Source organism: Asticcacaulis sp., assembly GCF_051954415.1.
GTDB lineage: Bacteria > Pseudomonadota > Alphaproteobacteria > Caulobacterales > Caulobacteraceae > Asticcacaulis.
Window position 1 is genome coordinate 175356 of sequence record NZ_JBQCHT010000045.1, and the last position, 16434, is coordinate 191789.

The 16434-nt window shown below is 60.5% G+C and carries 16 protein-coding genes; 6 read left to right on the forward strand and 10 right to left on the reverse strand.

Annotated elements, in window-relative coordinates:
• Nucleotides 1-19: 19 nt before the first annotated feature.
• The 10 genes from virB10 to ACTHND_RS17715 form a co-directional block, all read right to left on the reverse strand.
• Nucleotides 20-1297, reverse strand: a complete 1278-nt coding sequence (gene virB10 / locus ACTHND_RS17670) for a type IV secretion system protein VirB10 (RefSeq protein ID WP_440179286.1) — start codon at nucleotides 1295-1297, stop codon at nucleotides 20-22.
• Between the two features lie 46 nt (nucleotides 1298-1343).
• Nucleotides 1344-2156 (reverse strand): TrbG/VirB9 family P-type conjugative transfer protein, encoded by an 813-nt coding sequence (locus tag ACTHND_RS17675; RefSeq protein WP_440179287.1) that lies wholly within the window; start codon nucleotides 2154-2156, stop codon nucleotides 1344-1346.
• Nucleotides 2156-2896, reverse strand: coding sequence for a virB8 family protein (locus ACTHND_RS17680; RefSeq protein ID WP_440179288.1), 741 nt, complete (start codon nucleotides 2894-2896; stop codon nucleotides 2156-2158). The genes ACTHND_RS17675 and ACTHND_RS17680 overlap by 1 nt, the downstream gene beginning before the upstream one ends.
• 1 nt (nucleotide 2897) lies before the next feature.
• The gene (locus ACTHND_RS17685; RefSeq protein WP_440179289.1) at nucleotides 2898-3692 is read right to left on the reverse strand and encodes a type IV secretion system protein; all 795 of its coding nucleotides are present in this window, start codon (nucleotides 3690-3692) and stop codon (nucleotides 2898-2900) included.
• A gap of 7 nt (nucleotides 3693-3699) precedes the next feature.
• On the reverse strand, nucleotides 3700-4596 hold the full coding sequence (locus ACTHND_RS17690; protein WP_440179290.1) for a type IV secretion system protein: 897 nt from the start codon (nucleotides 4594-4596) through the stop codon (nucleotides 3700-3702).
• An 89-nt stretch (nucleotides 4597-4685) separates the two neighbouring features.
• Complete coding sequence (locus ACTHND_RS17695) at nucleotides 4686-5018, reverse strand: hypothetical protein (protein WP_440179291.1); 333 nt, start codon at nucleotides 5016-5018, stop codon at nucleotides 4686-4688.
• A complete protein-coding gene (locus ACTHND_RS17700; protein WP_440179292.1) occupies nucleotides 5015-7453 on the reverse strand; it encodes a VirB4 family type IV secretion/conjugal transfer ATPase in 2439 nt (812 codons plus the stop codon). The genes ACTHND_RS17695 and ACTHND_RS17700 overlap by 4 nt, the downstream gene beginning before the upstream one ends.
• Nucleotides 7454-7457: 4 nt before the next feature.
• Nucleotides 7458-7775, reverse strand: a complete 318-nt coding sequence (locus tag ACTHND_RS17705; RefSeq protein WP_440179293.1) for a type IV secretion system protein VirB3 — start codon at nucleotides 7773-7775, stop codon at nucleotides 7458-7460.
• Nucleotides 7776-7784: 9 nt separating this feature from the next.
• Complete coding sequence (locus ACTHND_RS17710; RefSeq protein ID WP_440179294.1) at nucleotides 7785-8087, reverse strand: TrbC/VirB2 family protein; 303 nt, start codon at nucleotides 8085-8087, stop codon at nucleotides 7785-7787.
• 10 nt (nucleotides 8088-8097) lie between these two features.
• Entirely contained in the window at nucleotides 8098-8706 is a 609-nt protein-coding gene (locus tag ACTHND_RS17715; protein WP_440179295.1) for a lytic transglycosylase domain-containing protein, read from the reverse strand.
• A gap of 1281 nt (nucleotides 8707-9987) precedes the next feature.
• Between ACTHND_RS17715 and ACTHND_RS17720 the strand changes: the two genes are divergently transcribed.
• The 6 genes from ACTHND_RS17720 (at nucleotide 9988) to ACTHND_RS17745 (ending at nucleotide 16432) form a co-directional block, all read left to right on the forward strand.
• A complete protein-coding gene (locus ACTHND_RS17720; RefSeq protein ID WP_440179296.1) occupies nucleotides 9988-10671 on the forward strand; it encodes a ParA family protein in 684 nt (227 codons plus the stop codon).
• Nucleotides 10671-10985: a hypothetical protein gene (locus ACTHND_RS17725; protein WP_440179297.1), complete on the forward strand. Its 315-nt coding sequence runs from the start codon at nucleotides 10671-10673 to the stop codon at nucleotides 10983-10985. The genes ACTHND_RS17720 and ACTHND_RS17725 overlap by 1 nt, the downstream gene beginning before the upstream one ends.
• Before the next feature lie 120 nt (nucleotides 10986-11105).
• Nucleotides 11106-12071: a replication initiator protein A gene (locus tag ACTHND_RS17730; protein ID WP_440179298.1), complete on the forward strand. Its 966-nt coding sequence runs from the start codon at nucleotides 11106-11108 to the stop codon at nucleotides 12069-12071.
• 1023 nt (nucleotides 12072-13094) lie between these two features.
• Nucleotides 13095-15215 carry a ParB/RepB/Spo0J family partition protein gene (locus ACTHND_RS17735; protein ID WP_440179299.1) on the forward strand — a complete coding sequence of 707 codons (2121 nt, stop codon included), beginning with the start codon at nucleotides 13095-13097 and terminating at the stop codon, nucleotides 15213-15215.
• Nucleotides 15216-15269: 54 nt separating this feature from the next.
• Nucleotides 15270-15911, forward strand: a complete 642-nt coding sequence (locus tag ACTHND_RS17740) for an antitoxin of toxin-antitoxin stability system (RefSeq protein WP_440179300.1) — start codon at nucleotides 15270-15272, stop codon at nucleotides 15909-15911.
• Between the two features lie 89 nt (nucleotides 15912-16000).
• The gene (locus ACTHND_RS17745) at nucleotides 16001-16432 is read left to right on the forward strand and encodes an antirestriction protein (protein WP_440179301.1); all 432 of its coding nucleotides are present in this window, start codon (nucleotides 16001-16003) and stop codon (nucleotides 16430-16432) included.
• Nucleotides 16433-16434 lie beyond the last annotated feature (2 nt).

Below are 16434 nucleotides of genomic sequence, written 5' to 3' on the forward strand. Positions count from 1 at the left end.
CGCCGTGTCACGGCCGAAGCTAAGGACGGGCGCGGAGTGTGTAGACACTGGAGAAGTCCAAATCTCGGGCGACATAGATAACCGTCCGGTCGCCCTGGTTCTTGTAAAGGGTCGGCGGAATGCCGATCGTGTCGTCGAGCACGCGTTGCGCCATCTGATTACCGGTCTGGGCCGTGTTGCCCATGACGAAGGTCGCGCCCCCGGAGCGGGCCTGCGCATCGGCGATTTCGTACTGGATGCCATCCTGGATCGTCGATAGCAGGAAGGCGGAGCCGATCCGCTCGAACCAATGATTGTCCACCTGCCCTTCGAGCCCGGTTCCACCGAGCGGGTCAGCGCCGGGAGACTGCAGGTTGATGACCACACCCGCCGGGGTAATGATCCGGTTCCAGAGGATGAACAGGCGCCGCTGGCCACGGGTCACACCTGACCGATACTCGCCGACCGCCTCGCTGCCGCGTTCGATCAACAACACTCGCCCATTTGCCGAATAGACATTTTGCGTCACGATGCAGGTGGCAAGGCCGGCCAGGGACGATACGACCCGCACCGACAGGCCGCAATCGATCGTACGTCCCTTTGGCAGCAGCGTGCTGAGGTCCGCCAATCGGCTCGCCTGGACCATGGGCGTGGTGGATGGCGTCAGCTGCCGTTCCAGGGCGTCGGCAGGCGCCCCGGTCAGCAATCCCTCACTTGGTGCCTTACTGCCCGTCACAGGCGCCTGCAGGGCCGCGAGGACGGCATCGGGGGAATACCCGCCGGCGGACGGCTGCGCCGCGCCATATTTGCCGTCGTTGAGCATCATGGGCGCCTCCAAGGCCATCATGTCTGGTCCATTGCTGCGAGACGCCGTGACAGTCGTCGGTGACGCCGTGCGGACCGCAGGTATTGGCTGTGCGGCCGCCGATCCCGGCGAGGCGCCCAGGACCTGTCCGTTCGGGCATACCCTGACGCTTTGGCCGGCCGCGTTACGTACAACAACCCCATCGGTTCCGCGCAACTCACTGCCAGAAGATCCGTCCGGGCAACGGACGGAGCGAGCGGCATCGGCCGTCGCCGATGCCGCGCCCGGCAAGGGTGGCGGATCCTCGGTCGCAAACGAACGGCTCAAGCCGGAAGCCGCGGCTTCACCCGGCGCCCGCTCCTTGGGTCCAGCCAGTTTTGACCGGACGACGTTCAGGGTCAGTGCCCCAAACACCAGGACAACAAGCACAATGGCCCCGATCATGATGAATGGCGCCACACCGCCGCCGCCACGCTTGCCGCGATCATTGACCGAGACGATCGGCTCGGCCATGGCTCCGGGCTCCGGTGGGGAGAAAACATCTTGTTCGTTGGAAGGATCAGCTTGCATGCTTCACCTCCACCGGCTCGCGCGATATACCGGGCACCGTTGAACCCTCGGCTTGTGTCTCGCCAATGGGATCGTAGTGCTCGTTCCATACCGACACGACGGACTTGCCAAGCCTCAGGACAAACTTCCGACCGAGACGCTGCACGACCATGAGGTCTCCCTGCATGTTGAAATTGGCGCGGGCTTCCTTGCCGTCGGCGCCGATGACGAAAATGGTCGGCAGTTCGCTGTTTCCGGGAAACCGGAAATAGGTGAAACGCCCGTCGTCGAAAACCGCCGCCGGCCGGATATCCGCGCCTTTCCTGTTGGCTTCGACCGAGTAGGCGCTGTTCTTCTCAATGGGCTGTGCCGCGGCCATGCGTTCGGCCACCAATGCCGCTTCATCCGGTGGCAGGTTCGCAGGGGCCGCCGGCGAGGGTGGATAGGTCAGGACCACGCGGTAAGTCACAGCCGTGCCGACGACGAATTCGAAACTGTAGTCATGGCGGTCGGTCTTCAGTTCGAGGTTGTTGCGTCCCGCGCCGACCTTGGGCTTCACCCAGATCTCATTGCCGTCGGCATTGGCAACGACGCACCACTGTAGTTGCTCGTTCTCGCACTTCGACGGCACGCCGGTCGCGGCCGCTATGATGCGCTCGCCAGGTTCCAGAACGATGCGCGTGACCACGCCGCGCGACACCGGCACCGTGATGACGCTGTCGGAGGTGAATGGGATGGTTCGTATGCGCGGATCGGCCGGAGGCGAATAGGGTATAGGCGTGGCCGGCGTGGCCGCGGCCAGGAACAACAGTGCCGTCAGCATCAGCGCCCCTCCCCTTCCGAACCGGGCGTGATGCCGGGTACGCCACCGATCTCGGGATCGGCCCGGAACATGGTGACGGTGTAGCCGAGGGGATTGCGGATCAGGTCCTGCTCCTTGCCGGAGCGCTCCGGATGATATTCATATGCCAGCGTGGCGATATAGTGCTCGAGCGGCTGCAAGGTGTTGGTCTGGAGATCGCGCTGCTGGACGGTGTACCTGACGACCACCTTCTTGCTGACCGCATCCGGCGCCAGCTGGATCGACGTCACCGTCACGTGCCGCTCGGTGTTTGGCCCCCAGACCCTGGTTACAGCCCGCGGGCCGTCGAACCGGCCGACATAGTCGCGGCCCACCTGCGGCGACGAGAAGGCCACCGTATCGTCGAAATCCGTTTGCAGGATACGCCAGTCATAACTTTCACGGGCGATAACGTAGGCATTGGCGAAATGCTTGTCGAGCAGGTCCTGGTTACTGACGACCGTCCGCTGGCCCGCCGCATCCATCAGCGTCATCTGGCCTGTCTGGCGATCGAGCGAATAGACATAGGGCACGACCCGCTTAAGCGGCAACATGGCGACCACGGCCACTAACGCCACGACCGTCAGGATGCTGGCGCCGCCGGCGACAAGCCAGGCCCGGCGCTCGCTTCTCTCGAGCAGGGCCGTCCGATCGGTTTCCCAGCTCGCCGCCGCTGCAAACAGGTTCGGCAAGGCCGTCGCCCCTTCCCCATTACGCGGCATCCTATTCCTCCACCCCGGACCGTTGATTGGCATAGCCGAGGTCCGCAAAGGAGAAGCCGTCGAGCGCGGAGGTCTTGTTGGTCGCCATCAGGGCCTCAACGCGTTCTGAGCGCGCCTGGGCCGCGGCCTGCCTGTTCGACACCAACATGGCGCTGGCCAGGGCAATCTTGGTCTGGTCATTGTCGACCTGCGCCTGCTCGGCCGCCAGCCGTGCCTGCAGCTCGGCAATGGCCTTGGGGTCCTGGGTGGCACTGATCTCCGCCCGCAGCGCATCGATCTGGGTCGTGCGCTGGTTCAGTAGCGCCATGGTCTCTTGCTGGAAAGCCTGGGCCTGGGCGTTCTGGCTCAAGAGGGCCTGGCAACTGAGGCGCGCCTTTTCATTGGCAACGTCCGAACAGTCATAAATGCGGGAGGCATTGCGTAGCGATAGCGCCCTGCCCGCCAGGCTGCCGGTCGTATTCAGATCGGCCAGGGAGGCGCTGAGATCGGGTGGCACGATTGCCCGCAGGGCGGGATTGTTCAGGATGTCGCCGAACCCACGCACACCCGTCAGCGCATCGACCTGGCTCTTGACGCTTTGGTACGTGCCCTCGGCCTTGGCCAAAGCCTGGGTCATCTGGCGATACTGCTGCTCCCACGCCTGCACCTGCTTGATGGCCTGGGCATAATTGCTGGGGTCGTAGACAATATCACCCAGCCCCCCGATGGCGAACGCCGCGCCGGCAGGCAAGGCCAATGCGATGACGGCGACAGAGACATGGATGAATCGGGTATAGCGTTTGAAGGCTTGGAACATGGGTCACCTATCTGTTCAAATGGCCGATGACATTGCGGCGGTAGGCCGGGATGCCCGTATTGAGGGCAAGGCTGCGGTCGTGCTGGATGTGGCCACCGCTGAAGGACGTCGGCTGGGACAATGGTTGTCCGCGTTGCCCGCCGGAAGTGTTCAGGCGCGGCAGGGCGAGGTGCGGCAGGGGCGAGCCGCCGACCAGTTGTGCCGACAGCATCGGCAGGTAGCCGAAGATGGCGCCGAAGGAGACGGACATCACCATGATCTTCAGGCAGTCCATCAGCACCGCCGTCGTATCGAAGTTCCCTGAAACCTGGTCAATAACGCCCTTCAGGAACAAGGTGCTGATGGTGAGGATTATGCCCGCGAGAACCTTGATGATCACTGTGTTGAGCGCCGCTGACAGCCAGGCGTCGGCGAAGCGTTGGATCGGTGGAAAGATCAGGGTGGCGATGAAGGCCGGACCGAGGGCCAGGACCAGAACGCCGGCGACCTTGGCCAGCATGAAGACGCAGACCGCCAGGCCGAAGAAGACAAAGCAGCCAAGCGCCAGGAGCAAAATGGCGAAGCAGACGGCAATATTGGGGAACATGCCCATTCCGTCACCCTTGACGTTCTCGACGAGCTGGTTGAACAGCTCGATGAAGGCCGCCAAGGCGTGATCAAGGAGTTCTCCGCCCCCATTTGCCCCTGTCGTCGCCTGGAACAGTGCCGTTTCCAAACCGTTGAGACTGCCGGCAATGTAGGTGTTGAAGCCGCCCGCGCTCAGCGCAACGGCAGCGACCAGCGACCACTTCACCGTCTTCCATAGCGCCGAATGGAGGCTGTCGCTGGCCTCGCCGCGAATAATCGCGTAGCCGATCAGCATGATATAGATAACGACACCCGCCGCAACGGCGGGTGCGATCATCGCACACAGCGCTGATGCGGTGCCACTGAGGTATTGGTCGAGGCGGGTATCCATACCCAATTCGAACGATTGAAAAAAGTCCATCAAAGTCACCGATTCTTCGGCGCTGACGTGTCGGGCGGCAGTGGCTTCGGATCGGCATCGGTCCGCGGAATGAGCTTTGCCGTGGCGCGAATATGCGCGCGCTTGGGAGTATCGCAGCGTTTGCCTTTGCAATCCCAGGCGGCCCAGTATTCTCGACCGTCGACTGGCCACAACGTCAGCCATTTTCGACGAGTCAGATCGCCTAGCCGGCGATCTGGAGTCACCATCGCAAAGAGATCAGTCGTGTCGTCAAGGGCGCCTTTTTTCTTGGGCGCTGCGTCAGCGACGACCGGAGTGATAATGGCCAGGCTCACGGCTATGACTGTCAGCGTGTTCATGCGGATAGTCTCCTGTTGGCGCGGGATCGGCGTTGTTCGAGGAACTTCGGCAGCCAATCCTTTGGATCGTCACCGACAGCGGCACGCAGCTCATCGAGCAGCATGATGTTTTCGGTCGTGCCCGAGACCACGCTCAAGACCTCATCCATGCCGGCCAGGTCGAACCGGCAAATCGCACTGGACTGGCCTTGCTTGACCAGGAAGGTCCGGGACGTGTCGGAAAGCGACCGCACGATGTCGAACTCGGCCTCGGTTAGCTTGAAGCCGTCGACATAGTCGGCCCGGTCGGCGCGTGGATTGGGCAGATAGATTTGAGTTACGGATTGCTCCACCATCGTCTTGCCAATCGGATGCGTCAGGACGTCAGACGGTGATTGCGTCACGAAAATCCCAAGACCGCCCTGCTTGCGGATCGTCTTCTGCTTATCCCTGGCGAAATCGCTGAAATGCGGGTCCATCAAGGACTTCCAGAATTCCTCCATCACATAGATGAACGGCCGGCCGTCGATCAGGGATTCCGTGCTGTGCAGCAGATAGGCCATCACCGGCGTCCGCACCTCGGGATCATCGAGGAATTCGGTGTAGTCAAAGCCGAACAGGTTGCCCGTCCCGAAGTCCAGTTCGTCCACGGGGTTGTCGAACACCCACCCCAAGGGCTGGCCGCGCTGCCATTTGCGCAACCGCTCCGCCAGGGAATTGTCGCCGACCGCCGACAGGTTCTGCACGACCAGGGACAGGCATCGCACGCCACGCTCAATGCGATCGGACATGACCGTCCGCACGGCATGGGAAATCTCGTTCTCTTCGCGCGCCGTCGGTGCCTCCCCGACAAGCAGGCGCATGAGCCGTTCGACGAACTGGATATTCTCGTCCGTAGACTCCAACTGGAAGGGATTGAAACCGGTAGGCCTGCCGCGCTCCAATGCCCGGTAGACGCCGCCCAGGGCCCTGATGCCGATTTCCATCCCCCGGTCCTTGTCGAAGCAAACGGCCCTGAGGCCAGGGTATTTGAGGGAAAACGCCAGCAGGCTGGTCTGCAGCACCGTCTTGCCGGCGCCCGTGGCGCCGCAGATGAAGGTGTTTCCCGGCAATGCCTCCCCTACCGAGTTGCGGTAAGCCGGGGAGACATGGAAGTTGAAATAATAGGGTTGGCCAGACGGCGTCTGGAACAGGGCCACCGCCTCTCCCCACGGGTTGCCGTCGCGCTTGCCGCTTTCGAAATTATGGAAGGGCGAAAGCCCGGCGAAGTTTCGGCTGGTAAGCTTCGCTTCCCGCGGTCGCAGCTCCCAGTTCCCCGGCAGCTGCGCGAACCAGGCCGCCTCGGGAATGACGTCGATGGGTGAGACCTTGAACCCCGCCTGGTCCTGCAGCACGGCGCGGGCGTCCGCCATGGCCTTGGTGAGCGCCTCCGGCGTCTCGGTCATCACGGCAAGCGAATAATGATATTCGCCGACCTCGATCTGCCCCGACACCAGATCGTCCAGCGCGCCTGTAATCTCTGCGATTTCCGTGGCCGAAGCGTCCTCGGCGGCCTGCATGTGGCCGCGCTGACGCTCGAGCGCCGACTGGGCGTCCCGCCGGTTCAGGAGCGAAAAACTCTGGGTCTCGATATATTCGTAATCCGAATAGAGGATCGCGTTGCCAATGCCGCTTTCGGTCCAGCGCGGATAGTCCTGGATATCGAGGAACCCGACAAACCTCTGGCCGGCGGGATGTATCAGCTGCAGCCGGCCGTTGGAATTGCCGAAGTGCAGACGGCTCGATGGCAGGTAGGTCTCGATGCCGGCCCGACGCATCGGCACCTCTTCCCAGATGCCGTTGACCAGGTATCCGTAGAATTGCAGAAGCTCCGAATAGGTGTGGCCAGCGCGTGGGTAACAGGTAAGCCGCTCGGGCCGATACGGCTCCAGAGCACGTTCGACCATGTTGGCCGCGTCCTCCAGCTCATCCATAGCCTGCCGGTCCGACGCCGTGATGTCCTCGATGGACCGTCGCCCGGCGCCAAACATGCGGCCAAACAGGTTGGGCATTTGCCCGATACCCGGTCGATAGATGATCGTCACGAAGAGCTCGGTCCGCATCTGGCGGTGCCTGTCGAAGCTGGCATAGTATTCATTGGTAAGCCTGGCGGCGAAAGGGTTGCTACCACCGCCCGCCAGACGCTCCCTGACCCTTCGGCGCACCTTGTGCGACCACACGGCCCATTGCCCCCCGCCCAGACTTCTGAGCAGGTTCACAAGTCCGTTCTTGGCGCCGCTGATCGCCTCCTCGTCCCGGGTTTCGAAGCCGATGCCCGCCAGTCGCCAGGTGGCAACCAGGTCGCCGCAGCGCCGCAGCTTCAGGACATTGGGCGCGATGTGGTTTGCGAACGGGATGAACGCACTGGATGACACCTGCGCAGATGCCGCTTCCTTGATCTGGCGTCTTGATTTCATCGGCCTACCTTTTCTTGTAGGTCAGTGGAACATAGGTGATGGCGCCCCAGGCATGGGAAGAGACGGCCATGCGGGTGCGCAGGCGGATGCGCAGGATCAGCTGGCTGAGCCTTTGATCGTCGGCCTTGGTCATCACGCGCATCCAGGCATAGATCGGGACTGTGACAGGTACGATCGCCAGCGGGACCAGGAGGTTGACGAACAGGCCTAGCATGCCAATCAACACGGTAGCCCCCGCCAGCAAGATTACAGGCACCATCGGCGCGCCAAGGAACATGGCAGGCCGCGTGCAGCCTCGGAAAACGGGGTCACGGAACGACATGGCAAAACCTCAGCTGGTCGCGCCGCCGCCGAACAGCTGCGGCCCGATGGCCGCCGCACCGCCGACCAGAATGCCCCCGAAAAATATGTGGGCGACCTGCGACCACTTGGCGTGCTGGAACATCATCTGGATGCCCGTCCACATAATCGCGATGATGATGACCACGACACCGATCCCGGTGATCGTGCCTTTGATCCAGTTCAGGCCGTTGGTGAGTTGCGTGACCTGGGCAAAGGCCGGTGTCGCCAGGGCCATGCAGAATCCTGTCAGATAGCCAAGACGCGCGATCCGCTTTTCAGCCTGTGGGGTCATGTCGATTCTCCTAGAACAGCAGCGCGGTCGGTTCCGCCTGCCCTTTGGGGGTTTGAGAGGATGAGGGTGTGGTCAGCAAAGCTTCCGGCACGGACTTGCGCGCGGGCGTGGTTACGCGGCGGCCTGCGGGAGGCTGGTCAGGCACAACATCAATGGCGCCGGACTCTCGTCCATTTGCCGGCAGCGACAGGCGTGCATTCAGCACGCGTGTTACGTAGCCATTGCGATATCCGGTCGTGAAGTTGCCGGAATTGTAACAGCTCAGCGCGTCGCCAAACCGGCTATCCGAGCCCCCTGCCCTATCCAGGCAATCGTTCCAGATGACCGAACTGGCGCGGATATTACGGCAAGGATCGAAGGCATTCGCGCCCGTCAGGCCAAACCGGGCGAAATGCATGCGATTAATTTGGGTCAGGCCGAGCGAGTAATTGTATCCCGCCGTCTCCAGCATCTCCGTTGTCGCGATGGCCTCCGCCAGCGACCGTGGCTGGCGTTGGAGATGGGCACCCACCACGCCTATCGCGTAAGGGTTCCCGCTCGACTCCACGGCCACAATTCCAGACAGGATGTCAGCCCCCATATTCGGGGCGCAAAGCTCCGCCAACGCAGCGAAATCCATCTCGCACGCCATTTCTTCAAGATTGTCAGTGAGTTACGTTAAAGGTACAAAACTACCCATAGTACGGGCGACAGCGCTTGGCAACCCGAAATTGCGACGAAATGACATTTTGTGCTGCCGATATGCAATTTCGACAGTCTAATGTTGCATAAAGTCGCCGGAAAGTGCCTTTTACGAGAGCTTGCATCCCCTGACTCGCGTCATTGGCGAATTACGCGGAATCCGAATCCGTAAAAGGGCCATCGAGCAGGTCGAAATGGATAACCCTTAAACCGAACACCCGGACCGCGAACTGGACGCACCGCCCGAGATTTGTGAAGGTTCTCTCAACGCCGCTTACTCGCGTTTTCGACAAGACGTATTCGGTGTTTGTCGCTGGGTCGCGGACAAGGATAGTAAACGCATTGTCGTCGCGCTGACGGACAATCAAATGATCTGCTCGAATGATCGTTACCGTCTCTTTGAATTGGGGCTCCTTGCGATGAACCCTGGCGTAATTCAGCACCGTTTGCTTTCTCCGACTCGTCTCAGGCATTGTCTACATCCTTCGGCCGGCGTCCATCTGTTTATTGTTTGAGTTTTATTTTTACTGGCCTGCGACGGGCCCGAAGCGTCAAAACTGCGGGCGTCTATCCGCGAACGTGGTAGATACGGGTGTCGGCTTCGTTCGGGTCGACACGTCAAGCCGACATTTCCGGATGATATTTGCGCCATTCTGCGCGGGTTATTGATACTTCAGGAATCCATCCAAGGCTACCGCCCCCTGCCCTGCGGTCGTCGCGCGGCGGCCGCTTGTCCTCAACAATGGGATGGCTGGGTGTGGAAAACGGTGTTGTCTTAATCGACGACTCGGCGTCAAGATACCTTTGCATCCGTTCTGGTTAGAACAACCTATTGAATTCCCTCAACATTGCACCGTACTGGCACAATACTTGTATTGGGCAAGCACAAGCCTTGTAGCGGCACTTGCCTGGCGCATTGCAGGCGCAAGTCTTGCGGCAGTCAGATACCGACACTAGGCCAGCGCCTGACATCTACCAGCACAGCACACGCAACTGGCAAGCACCGGGCTTTTGCAAGCGCGCTAGAGGCCATGCGCAACCCCGGCCAGTGACTTGTAAATGACTTTGGATGGACAGGCGCACGACAATGCAAGGCACGGCAGCAGGCGGTTTAACGCCTTGTTAAGGTAAACGACTTATCAAGGACTTGCCCTTGACTGGTACGGTACGGGGCAAGCGCCACATCAGCACCCGCCCGGCAGCGGGACAGGAGTTGCAAATGTCGACCGTGATTTGTATGGCTTCGAGCAAGGGAGGGCCGGGCAAGAGCACCCTCAGTGTTGTCCTGGCCGGCGTGTACGCCGTATCCGAATATTCCGTCCTCATAATTGATGCCGACGCGGCACAGCGGCTGGCCACCGAATGGTACGATGCGTCCCGGTTGCCGGAAAACATCAAGGTGACGACCGCCGATCATAAGACCATCGCGGACAAGATCGCCTGGGGCCGCACAAATTTCGACGTTGTCATCGTCGATGTCGAAGGCTCCGCAAGCCTGATCCTGGCCAATGCCGTCTTCAACTCGGATTGCATTCTCATTCCCGCCAACAAGTCCACGATGGACCTAAAGGACGCCATGTCAACCGCGGCCCTGGTCGCGCAATACAACTCACAAAGTCAGGTCCAGCGGGCCTACGGCATTGTCTGGAACCGTGTGCCGCCGGCGATCAAAAGCCGCGAGATGGACAATACCGCCAAGGCGGCTATTGATGCAGGAATCCCAGTAATTTTCGAGGTTTGCGAAAGAGATGCCTACCGCTCCCTATTCAGCTACAGCACCATTCTCGGCCGTCTCGACAAAAAGGAGGTGCCCGGCATCGGCAAGGCCATAGATGAGGGCCTCCGGTTCGCAGAAGCCGTTGCTGAAAGCATTGTCCGCAGCCAACAGAAGGAAGTCGCCTAATGGATAGCGTCATCTCCGCCCGTAAGCCCTTGCTGCCGTCCGCTCCGCGCGTAAACGCACCTCAAACGCCGGCAGCTGACATCGCAACCATTGCTCGCCAGCAAGGCTTTGATAAAAGCGGTCATTCGTCCGCCCACCGCGATGCGGGACGCGTGGTTCGCAATCGTGTGCCCCGCGACGCACCCCTGACGGTGAAGATCACGACCGAAACGGCCCGCTGGATGCGTGACCACGCTTCGGAAACAGGCCTTAGCCTTCCGGACATCATTGAAGACGCGATCAGCCAGTACCGCGCAGCCCAAGGCGTCAGATAGGGCAGGGGGCGTCTGCGCATTGCAAATTGCGCGAAACTCCGATCCAGTCATCAACCAGTACGCAAGTGAGTCGATTCCGTCGTCTTGACGGCATTTCAGCAACTCGAAAGTCCGCCACCAATGGTCAAGCGCATCGATCCCCATCCTGTACGTGATCTCTTCATCAGAGATATCATCGATTACAGCCCAAAGGACGAGCGCTCGCTTATGGAGCGGCCGTTTTTCTCGATTTCAAAGAAGAAGCGCAACAAGCCAATCGAATATGAAAGCGACGACCACGAGGTTGTCGTCAAGGTCCGGGCCAACCCCGAATTCGGCATGGCGACGATCTGGGACTGCGATATCCTAATCTGGCTGATCTCCAGGGTCGTCCAGGAACGCGACCGTGGCCGGAACATGGAATCCGCGACGATTCATACCACGCCTTACGAGCTCCTGCGCGGCATTGCCCGGGACACGGGCGGACGCGAGTACAGGTTGCTCTTCGAAGCGCTTAATCGACTTCACCACACGTCGATTTCCACGAACATCCGCGCCAAGAAAGGCCGTTTCGCGACCTTCAACTGGCTGGCGGAGTTTGAAGGGGAGGGGCGTATAGAAACGCCCGACCAGATGGAGAAGGTGACAAGCCTGTCGCTTACCTTGCCAACCTGGATCTTCAACGCCATCAGCAAGACCGAAAACGTGCTGACCCTTGATCGGGAATACTTCCTGCTGACCGGTGGCCTCGACCGGGCCCTGTATCGCGTGGCCCGCAAGCACGCCGGCGCTCAGCGGCAGGGATGGACGTGCGGCTTCTCCGCCCTGCAGAAGAAGACGGGTAGCGACAGTTCGACTAAGAAATTTGCCGAAATGTTGCGCAATTCCATAAAAAAGAACGACTTGCCACGCTACCAGATGTCGGCCACCACACTGGTTGACGGGCAGCCCGCGGTTCACTTCATTGATCGTAGCTTTATCCGGGACGAAGTCGAGGCCGCGAAGATCGCCGCTGAGCTCGAGCACCTCCAGCAGATTGCACGAGAGGACGCCCGTGCGGAACTGATCGACAGTGGAAAGAACCCACGCCTGGTCCAGGCCCGCTGAGAACGGTCGGGATTTCAGGGGCCGGTTACGCGTTCCTACGATCTGGTCACAGATTTTCCGCACAGCGTCGAACGCTCCACTCGGGATATTAGGGGCCACGCAACGAAATCAATGACTTAAACGAAGTATCTATCGGGACAATAGGGGCCGATTGCATTGGTTCCACCGCGTGCTCCCGAATCGTCGGGATATAAGGGGCCGACATCATCCTCTTAGATCAGACATGGCGTTAAACCCGCGTCTGAAAAGGATATTTTGAGGGTATGTTTTTCCCAGGCGTCTGGCCGCTCCCGGAAATTACTCGGGATATTAGGGGCGAAGGTACAGAAATTGGCGGTTCCATTCGACTCGTCGGGATATTAGGGGCGGACTCAGAATGGTTTCTGAAAAGTAAATATTTCAATGCGTTCCTTGTCGGCTCGCGTGAGCAATGCGGTGTCGCCACCCGGCACCGGATCGTGCTATCGCCCGCCCTGCCAGGTCTGGATATCCTGTCGGGACTTTAGGGGCCATCTGAACCTGTCCCGCCCTGTGGATAATTTGAGCGTAAGCATCGGGATTTTAAGGGCTTTTTCAATCGGGACTATAAGGGCGGCGGATTCGGGACTAGAGGGGCCGATTCGTCGGGACAATAGGGACCAGACGTTTATCTAAGCAATTGATCTGAAATCAAAAAATGGCGTTTTTTGACCGTTTAACTCTATAACTTTTATATTTAACAAGACTCTTCTTAACCCTCTAAGAGCTGTGAATAAATGATACGGCGCTTTAGCGACCTTGAGAGGGTCGCATAGCGCCTGTCTTGCCGAGAACCCTCACGCCCCTGAAATCCCGATAAAACTGTCTGTCGGTGTCCCCGCGGTCAGGGCGGTCTGGCAAATGTAGTGGCGCCCCTGAAATCCCGATTCCCGTACCTCGGCATTCCAAATCTTCGTGATCAGCAGAGGGAGAGAAGGCCTTCGGAAAGCTGACGAGGTGAAGGTTGAAAGAGAGGCTTTCGATCGCTCGTCAGGAAACCTGCAAATGACCACTACTACCAAAGTCGTCCCACTCAGCCGCTCGCTCGATATCGCTTTCAACAAACTGGTGCTATCCCAAGCCAATGTTCGCCAGGTCAATGCCGGCGTATCTATCCAGGAACTCAGCGAAGACATCGGCGTCAGGGGGCTCCTACAGAGCCTCAATGTCCGGCCGATCCTTGACGAAAACGGCCAGCACACCGGGAAGTACGAGGTGCCCGCCGGCGGCCGGCGTTTCCGCGCACTTGAGCTTTTGGTCAAGGCCAAGCGCTTGCCGAAGACGGCGCCCATTCCGTGCGTTATCCGTGGCGAGGCCAGCGAGACGTCGATCGAAGACGACAGCCTGGCCGAAAATACGCACCGCGTCGCCCTGCATCCGCTCGACCAGTATCGGGCCTTCTTAGCGCTGCGCCGGCAAAACATGAGTGAGGAGGACATCGCCGCGCGGTATTTCGTCGGGGTCTCCGTCGTCAAGCAGCGCCTACGCCTGGCGGCGGTTTCGCCAACCCTGCTCGAGCTATATGCCGCCGACGGCATGACGCTCGAACAGCTGATGGCCTTTTCGATTACCGGAGACCATGCGCGCCAGGAACAGGTCTGGGAAGCGTTCGGCAAGCTTACCGCATGGGAAAAACATACATCGACGATCAAGCGCATGCTCACCGACAGTACCGTTCCGGCAACCGATCGTCTGGCGCTCTTCGTGGGAACCGAAGCCTACGAGGCGGCAGGAGGCCAGATCCTCAAGGACCTGTTCCATGCCGACAATGGCGGATGGTTCCAGGACCCCGTCCTGCTCGACCGGCTGGCCAACGAAAAGCTGCAAGCCGTCGCCCACGATCTGAAAGGGGAGGGGTGGAAGTGGATCGAGGTGCTCGCTTCTGTGCCATACGGCTTTACCGATGGTCTTCGTATCCTGCCGCCGCTGGCGGCGGCGCTCAGCGCGGAAGACCAGGTGACGCTTGAAGTGCTCAGGTCCGAGTATGACGAGATCCAGGAGCGGTTTGCAGACTATGACGACGACCTCCCCGATGAGGTCGACCAGCGCCTTGGCGAGCTTGAAACAGCCATCGAGGCTTTGGAAAAGACCGGTGAGGCCAGGTTCGATCCCGCCGAGATGGTTTTTGCCGGCGTCATTGTCTCCATCGCCCGCGACGGCCAGCCGCTGATCATGCGCGGTTATGTGCGGCCCGAAGATGAACCTGAACTGGAAACGCACGCTGATGACGTCAGCGGCGAGGCTGGAGGCACCGGTTTGGACAAGCCGGTGAGAGAAGCGGCGATCATTTCGCATGGGGCTGCTCCGCTATCTGCCACCCCGCCTGATGACGGGGAGGGCGACACCTTGCGTCCCCTCCCGGAACGGCTGCTCCTGGAGCTGACCGCCTTCCGCACCGTTGCCCTGCGGGACGCCGTGGCCCGCAATCCCCGGGTTGCCATGACGCTCCTGCTTCATAAGCTGGTCAGCGATACATTCCAGCACCGCTATGGCGGCGCCTGCCTAGGGGTGTTCGTCTCCGCCCCACAATTGGTGGGCATCGCGCAGAAGGACCTGAACGAGACGCCGCCGGCTGCATCCATGGCACACTGCCGTGAACTGTGGGCCGATGTCGTCCCAGCCGATGACCAGGTGCTCTGGGACTGGCTGGAGGCCGAAAGCGACGAGGTCCGCATGGAACTGCTCGCCTTCTGCGTAAGCTATGGCGTCGACGCCGTCATGGAACGTCCCAACCCCAACGGTTCGACGACCCAGCGTGGGATCGATTGCCGCATGAAGCAGGCAGAGCGCCTGGCGCAGGCGACAGAGCTTGATCTCGTGGCCCTCGGCTGGCGTCCCACGGCCGATACCTACCTCAACCGCGTTCCGCGGGCCCGCATTCTTGAGGCGGTCCGAGAGGGCTGTGGCGAGCGGTCGGCCCAAATGATCGACCACCTGAAAAAGGGCGACATGGTCGTCGAAGCCGAGCGGTTGCTGGCCGACGTTGGCTGGCTGCCGGAGGTGCTACGCGGTCCTGACCAGGCAGCACCAGAAACGTTCGAGGCGGTCGCCGCGCTACCAGCCTTTCTCGATGACCCGAGCGAAGACACACTGGATGGTGACCCGTCGTCGATCGCCGCCGAGTAATTCTTTCGTCCACGGAACCCGGCCATCGCGCCGGGTTTCATTTTGGAGGCAACCATGCCGCAAAAGATTCAAGTTACGGTCTTTGCGTTCGACGAACTGTCGGACGAAGCCAAGACGCATGCGCGCGATATTTATCGCGTGAACAGCCTCGACTATCCTTGGTTCCAGACTATCTACGACGAGTTCGAAGCCATCTGCCCGCTGCTTGGTGTTACCCTTCGCACAGCATCGGTGCCGCTGATGGGAGGCGGCTCGCGCCAAAAGGCAAACATCTATTTCCGTGGCTTTTGGAGCCAGGGTGATGGCGCCTACTTCGAGGGCACCTACCGCTACCGCAGGGATAGCGCTTCGGCCATCCGCGCATATGCGCCTTTTGACAAGGAACTGCATCAGATTGCGCGAACCCTGGCGGAGATCCAGCGCCGCAATTTCTATCAGCTCGAGGCGAACATCCTGCACCGTGGCCGGTATTACCATGAGTATTCCATGGTGATTGACGTCGACCGTGACAGATCCGATCAGGGACCTTCCAACGATGCCGAGGAAGTCGTGAAGGAAGGGCTGCGAGATCTGGCCCGGTGGCTCTACCGCAGGCTCGAACGCGAATACGAACACCTGACCTCCGACGCGGTGGTCGATGACGCCCTCGCGGCGGGCGACTGTCGGTTCAGGGCGGACGGCACCCTGTTCGTCTGACACCGAGGAGGGAGAGGTGGCGGGAAGGGGGTGAGCCAGGCCGAGCCTAGAGGCCGGGTTCTCCCTCAAACCCCACTTCGGAGACCGATATGTCCAATCCCACGACCCCTGACACGAACCGTCCCATCGCGCTTGCCGTCGGTGACGACGACCGTGAAACCTTCCTTCCCTCGCTGTTCGGCTACGAGCATTTCCTCGTTGGCGAGAACGCCATCTACAACTTCATGGGCTGGCTGAGCCCTCAGGACTATGGCGGCGGATATTGGGAATTTTATGCGCTCGATGGGCGGCCGCTCTACATGGTTCCGCCGGAAAAAGACCTGTATCGCATCACATGCGACACCAACGGCTACCACGGCACGGCCTCATCCGACGCCGCCGGCATTATTGTGACCTTGTTCACCCTCTCGCACCTGTCGTTTCAGTTCGAGTCCGAGCGACTGAGCGAGGCGTTCCAACGGCTTCATGAATATGCCGCCAGCCATCCGGAGGCTGCCGCGATCTTCGGCGCCATCGACTGACT